Genomic DNA, 6,518 nt, shown 5'->3' on the forward strand with positions numbered 1-6,518 from the left:
ATATTTTGACATGCTGATATAATGAGTGTATGGTTGATGCCGTTAATCCGCAGGCGGCATCAGAGCGTATGAAGCGCACAACTGTCAGAAGGTATTTTTAAATACATTCTGACAGACGGTATAATGGAGCAGTAGACAATAAATTACAAAAAGGAGAATTAATAGAATGAATTCAAGAGAATTAGTATTTCGTGCGATGAAGTGCGAAGAAGTTGACCGTATACCCTGGGTTCCTTTTGTAGGATGCCATGCAGCAAGTCTGATAGATGTAAATTGTGAGGAGTTTTTTAAAAGCGCAGACCATATCGTAAATGGTGTATTAAAAGCAGTAGAATTGTATCAGCCGGACGGAATTCCCGCGTTATTTGACCTTCAGCTGGAGGCAGAAGCAATGGGATGTAACCTGACTTATGCAAAAGATAACCCGCCGGCAGTATCCAGCCATATCTTAGAGCAGGGTAAGACCTTGGAAGATTTGAAGATTCCTACAGAGGAAGACGGACGTTTCCCTATAGCGATGGATGCCACAAGACGTATTGTGGAAGCAATTGGTGATAAATGTGCAGTTTACGGATTAATCACAGGTCCGTTTACCCTGGCACTTCATTTAAAAGGAACCGACATCTTTTATGATATGTTAGATGAACCGGAAGAAGTGGAAGAATTGATGGAATTCTGCCAGAAGGTAGCAATCAATACTGCTAAAATGTATATTGATGCAGGTGTGGATATCGTGGCAATCGTAGATCCTATGACATCCCAGATTTCTCCGGATAACTTCGAAGAATTTGTAACGCCTTATGTAACTCCTGTATTTGATTATATCCGTGAAAGAGGAAAATTAGGCTCCTTCTTCGTATGCGGAAATGCAAAACGTAATATTGAAGCGATGTGCCAGACCCATTGCGACAACATCTCCATTGACGAGAATATTCCGTTGGAGTACGTAGTGGAAACCTGTAAACCATACAATGTATCAGTTGGAGGAAATATCAAGCTGACGCTGACCATGCTGTTTGGTACTCCTTATGACAACGTGCGGGATGCTACAAACTGTATGAATATCGGTGGCAAAAAAGGATACATTCTGGCTCCTGGCTGTGATATGCCTTATGCAACCCCGGTTGCCAACGTTCAGGCTGTTACCAGCACTGTGCACGGCAATATTGAAGAGATTTTTGAAGGCGAAGACGTTATGGCTGGCATAGACTATGAATTACCGGATTATGCAAGTGAAAAACAGGTTATTATAGACTGTATTACTCTGGATTCCGAATCCTGTGCTGCATGTCAGTACAATATGGAAGCAGTTTATACTGCAGCTGCACCACTTGGTGATAAAGTAAAGATTATCGAGCATAAGATCAAAGAAAAAGAGGGCGTTGCCTGTATGATGAAATTAGGTGCTAAGAATGTACCGACGATCTGCGTGGACGGCGAAGTGAAATACGAGAGTATTCTGCCGGATAATGCGGAGCTGACCGCATGCTTCCAGGCAGCAGTGGATAAAAAAAGCTGTTAATATTCCATAAAGTGTGGCGTAAAGCTGTCAAAAAACAGTTTGATAACACGCTCTGAGTAGAAGATAAGTGAGAGCTGCTCCCCCGAATGAATCTGGGGAGGAGCTCTTATTTTTATGGAAATTTATTTCCGGACATGGTAAACTGGTTGGGAAAGAGAAGATAGAGAAGATAACTGCAATTTTATATTATATAAGGAGGTCAAAGGTATGGAATACAGATTGATAGGAGAGGTTATGCCGGCAGTTGAAATGCGCCTCAGACAGGGAGAAGCAATTTATACCCAGTCAGGCGGCATGTCCTGGATGAGCGAAGGAATTGAGATGTCTACAAATGCCCGTGGAGGGATTATGAAAGGATTGGGACGGATGTTTTCCGGGGAGTCCTTTTTTATGACCACTTATTCTGCCATGCAGGATGGCGTCACCATAGGGTTCTCGGCTACGGTTCCGGGAGAAATCCTGCCTGTGGATTTAAGTACATATGGAAGCCTGATCTGCCAAAAGGGTGCATTTTTGTGCGCACAGAACGTGGTGGATGTCAAAGCTGTCTTTACGAAAAAAATGTCAGCCGGTTTCTTTGGCGGCGAAGGATTTATCCTGCAGGAAATGTCCGGAAATGGCATGGCATTTTTAGAAGTGGACGGTAATAAGGTGGAAAAGGTGCTGGCACCAGGCGAAGTTCTTAAGGTTGATACCGGCAATTTAGTGGCATTTGAGAACACAGTGCGGTATGAGGTGGAAATGATGCGCGGGGGTATGAATATTTTCCTGGGTGGGGAAGGCCTGTTTATTACAAGGCTCACAGGACCTGGAAGAGTCGTGCTGCAGACACAGAATTTTTCGGAATTCGTGGGCAGGATACGAACTTATATCCCGAACCAGAGCAGCTGAAGCTGACAGGAAGATACAGAGAATACAGAGAATAAAGATAATACAGATGATACAGATAATACAGATAATACAGAGACAAAGCAGCAGTTATGTTATTGCAGATGAAAGCCCCGGTTTTTCCGCTGTTCCAAGGGAGTTTTGGAACAGCAGGATATCCGGGGCTGAATTTATGAAAATATTTATGAAAATAAATGAACCTCTAAAAGAGTTGTGACGATTATATAATAGCAGGGTAAAAAGGAGGTGTGGATGTGCTTGCAGATCAGGTAGAGGTTTTAATTGAACAATATGGAACGGATATATACCGGTTTTGTTCCAGACTATGCACAAACAGGTCAGATGCGGAGGATTTATATCAAAAGACTTTTTTAAAGGTTCTGGAACTTTCCATGGAATTGAACCGGGATGGAAATCCGAAAGCATTTTTGTTTTCTGTTACAAATGGACTGTGGATGAATGAGGTCCGTAAAATGGCAAGGCACAGCCGGATTGCACCAAGTGTTTCCCTTGATGATGACAATGAAAATCTGGCGGCTGGCCAGGTTGATCTGGAAAGTGAAGTACTGGCACGAATCAGAGATGGAGTGCTGAGAAGGATCATGGAGGAGCTGCCGGAGAAATTCCGGATACCGGTTATTCTCTATTATACCTGTGATGTTTCACTGGAGGAGATCAGTAAGATTATGAAAAAACCCGTCGGTACTATAAAGAGCAGGCTGCATAAAGCCCGCAGTATCATTAAGAAAAGATTGGAGGAACAGGGATATGAATATGAAGGATAATAATAGCCAGGATAATCGTAGCCAGGATAATAGCCAGGAATATGAAATCCGGGATAATCAAGAGCCGCAGTTAGATGACCCTTTGGGACAAGGGATTAAAAATGCCATGGCTTCTTATGAAACACCGGAAGAGAATCTCAATAAAATCCTGATGAGGCAGATCAGGGAAAAAGAAGCATATCTAAAAGAGTCTTCCGGTGCCAGAACCATATCACTGTGGTATCTTCCCATGTTATTAAATGGACTGCTATTTGGCATTCTGGCTTTTCTGGGGTACTATCTGATTCCAAGCGTGTTACTGGCAAAGCTGGTTATGAGTATCTGCATCTACATGGCAATAGCAGGAGTGGCGCTTACAGCTGCAGGTATGTGGTTTTCTGATTTAAAAGAAAAGATGGTTCTGGTATTTGAAAAAGGAGGGAACAAGGCATGACTTCTGATAAAAAGAAAAAGTATATGATCATTGGGATTGTGGTTTTATTTGCAGCAATTGTGATACGGGCGGCAGCATGGGGAATGAAAGAAGGGATAGGAGGCATTAGTTTACTTGCAGCAGGCCTTCTGATTATAGGGCTTCTATGTGCACTTCTGGTCTATGTGTGCATCTGTATCTGGATCTACCGGGATTGTGCAAAAAGAGGAGAGAATGGAGTGCTTTGGATGATCATCGTGTTCATTGCAACTCCCATATTAGGAATAATTATCTACATGATTACAAGAGGGGAAAACAGGGTTTTGTGCAGGTATTGCGGATATCGGATCAAGGCGTCAGCCAGATATTGTGAAAACTGCGGGGAAGAGAACCCGGGACGTCAGGAGGAAATGGCAGTGCAGAAATCAAGTAAAGGATTTGGATTTATTATAGCGGCTATTCTGTCAGGAATCCTGATGATTGGATGTTTTATTTCCTTTGTCGTCCTTGCATTCACCACAGATGATTTCCTGGATAAAAACACCTGGAATACTGGAATTATCATGGCATCCATTGAAAATAAATGGGGTGATGACTGGAACTTAAGCTTTAAATATGCATCGGAGGGATTCCGCAAAAGTGCAAAATTCCGGATTGATGACAATCAGGCGGTGCTGCACGCCCAGATCAGCTGTGAAGAGGGTCAGCTGCTCATGCATATTATCCAGGATGAGAAAGAAGAAATAATTGATGTGAGTAATTTAAAGGAGCCCCTTGTATATCCGCTTACAGAGTATCAGGCGGGAAAGATCCAGGTTGTGCTGGAGATTAACGGGGCTAAAAATGTGAAGTCAAAGATTGAGATGGAAAATCCCGGCGACAGCTGAACCGGGATAGGTAAACTGCCCCGGAAATAGTCTGTACAGCTTGCTGTGCCTGCCGTTTCCGGGGTAAATCAACATCAGTTTCGTTTATAACGGTACTGATGTTTAAATTCTGTGGGGCTTGTCCCGGTATATTTTTTGAAGATAGATGAAAAATAGGTGGGATCATTATAGCCTACCAGTCCGGCAACCTCATATGAGAGGGTACCCGGATTGATCAGGTATTCTTTTGCCTTTTCAATTCTTGTTTTGTTGATATATTCCGTAAGCGGTTCACTGTATGACTTTCGAAATGTTCTGCTTAAATGGGAAGGAGATATATGTAAGTTTTCCGCTATCGTTTCTAAAGACAGGGATTCTGATAAATGGCTGTGGATGTACTTGATGGTATCTTCCACAATCTTATTCTGAGAAGTTCCGCTTCCTGTTAAGTGGCTTATGGTAGTATCCAGCATTTCCTGCATGGAAGTTTCCAGGGTAAAAATATCGTTGGAATTATATATTCCCGTCAGGTATTCCGCTCCGCAGGGCGTAATGCCCCTTTTTAGGGATACTCTGGAACAGATGTAATAAATCTGGGAGCAGATATTCTTGGCATCTCTGGATTTCACCAGGTTTCGCTTGAACTTTGTAAAAAGGTTGTGAATAATGTTGCGGGATTCATCAAAGCTAAACTGATTCAGGGTGTTTTCCAGCTGGAGCAGATCCATAGAATTCTCAGCGTTAATGTCGTAATCATCAGGACTTGCCGACTGGGTAAAACGTGCAATATTGTTTTCTGTATAGAATGCCAGAGAGAGTGCGTAGATCGCTTCCGATACGGCAGTACTGAATTCTGCGGCAGTATCATGACTGCGGCTGATGCCAATGGCAGCCTGGCTGGAATCCAAGGTATGGGTGATGGCAGCTATTTCGGAACAATTATCCAGAATCCATCCGGGAACCTGATTGCCGCTCTTTGCCTGGTAGTAGACAACGATAACCAGGTGGTTGTAGCGGAAGCAATAGGCACGTTCAGATAAGATTAGTTTTTTAAAGGAGGAGATATCAGGATTTGGAGGGGTAATCTGAAAAGCTGCAATATAGTATTGTTCCAGACATATTCCATACTGATCAATTCTCTGTTCCAGTGAAGGAGTCAGGAGAGACACGGTCAGTTCCTGAAGCAATTGTTCCTTTAAAAAAGTCAGATCTTCCTCTGCAGCAGAATTATTTTTTTTGGATGTGAGCATTTTTTTCTGTGCCGACTGGACTGCTTCAAATAGATCCTTTTTATTGGTGGGTTTCAGGATAAATGCAGAGACATTGTAATGGATTGCCCTTTGGGCATATTCAAAGTCTGCAAAGCCAGTCAACAGGATGACCTGTACATCAGGCATATTTTCGTATACATATTTTGCTACCTCTAGCCCGTCTGAGACCGGCATTCGAATGTCGGTTATCACAATATCCACGTGATTTTTTTTGATAAAATCTATGGCTTCTATTCCGTCACTGGCAGTTCCTGCAACTTCACATCCTATGGATTCCCAGTTCATAAAATTAGAAATGCCTTTTCTCATGGTGGATTCATCATCCACAATTAATAGTTGAAATATCATAACTTCATCTCCTTTTTTACTGTCAGATATAACTATGCAGCGTTCTGGCAGTTAAAATATTTCTGAATCTAAGCAATTTCTGTTAAAGCCTGGCATTATAATTCCGGTATATCCGTATGAATTGGAATGCGAAAAGATATGGAAGTACATACATTTGGCGTACTCAGAATATGTAATCTCGACTCTTCCCCATATAAGAGCTCCAGGCGTTTATCCAGATTTTTAAGCCCCACATGGGTATGGGATCCATCGTTCTTGGAAGCAATCTGCCGTATATCAGGAATGGTTTCAAATCCAATGCCATTATCATTGATGGATATTTCCATATACCGTTTTGTTTCAATAATATTGATGGATAACTTTCCATTCCCTTTCTTTGGCTCCAGCCCATGTACGATTGCGTTTTCCACCAGAGGCTGTATGCAA

At 42.4% G+C, this 6,518-nt stretch carries 7 protein-coding genes; 5 read left to right on the top strand and 2 right to left on the bottom strand.

The annotated features are described in order from the left end of the window. The first annotated feature begins 166 nt into the window (after positions 1 to 166). The 5 genes from RHS_RS18480 (at position 167) to RHS_RS18500 (ending at position 4,494) form a co-directional block, all read left to right on the top strand. Positions 167 to 1,522: a uroporphyrinogen decarboxylase family protein gene (locus tag RHS_RS18480; protein WP_047834011.1), complete on the top strand. Its 1,356-nt coding sequence runs from the start codon at positions 167 to 169 to the stop codon at positions 1,520 to 1,522. A 207-nt stretch (positions 1,523 to 1,729) separates the two neighbouring features. Then, complete coding sequence (locus tag RHS_RS18485) at positions 1,730 to 2,413, top strand: TIGR00266 family protein (RefSeq protein WP_027293364.1); 684 nt, start codon at positions 1,730 to 1,732, stop codon at positions 2,411 to 2,413. Positions 2,414 to 2,664: 251 nt separating this feature from the next. Next, positions 2,665 to 3,195 (top strand): RNA polymerase sigma factor, encoded by a 531-nt coding sequence (locus RHS_RS18490; RefSeq protein WP_047834012.1) that lies wholly within the window; start codon positions 2,665 to 2,667, stop codon positions 3,193 to 3,195. Beyond that, the gene (locus tag RHS_RS18495; RefSeq protein WP_047834013.1) at positions 3,179 to 3,628 is read left to right on the top strand and encodes a hypothetical protein; all 450 of its coding nucleotides are present in this window, start codon (positions 3,179 to 3,181) and stop codon (positions 3,626 to 3,628) included. The genes RHS_RS18490 and RHS_RS18495 overlap by 17 nt, the downstream gene beginning before the upstream one ends. Continuing rightward, entirely contained in the window at positions 3,625 to 4,494 is an 870-nt protein-coding gene (locus RHS_RS18500) for a zinc ribbon domain-containing protein (protein WP_047834014.1), read from the top strand. Before RHS_RS18495 ends, RHS_RS18500 begins: the two co-directional genes overlap by 4 nt. Positions 4,495 to 4,568: 74 nt before the next feature. Here RHS_RS18500 and RHS_RS18505 read toward each other — a convergent pair whose 3' ends face one another. Continuing rightward, the gene (locus RHS_RS18505; RefSeq protein ID WP_047834015.1) at positions 4,569 to 6,092 is read right to left on the bottom strand and encodes a response regulator; all 1,524 of its coding nucleotides are present in this window, start codon (positions 6,090 to 6,092) and stop codon (positions 4,569 to 4,571) included. Between the two features lie 95 nt (positions 6,093 to 6,187). Further along, the coding region (locus RHS_RS18510; protein WP_047834016.1) for an ATP-binding protein at positions 6,188 to 6,518 on the bottom strand (331 nt) is incomplete at its 5' end.

It is taken from the genome of Robinsoniella sp. RHS (genome assembly GCF_001029355.1).
GTDB lineage: Bacteria > Bacillota > Clostridia > Lachnospirales > Lachnospiraceae > Robinsoniella > Robinsoniella peoriensis.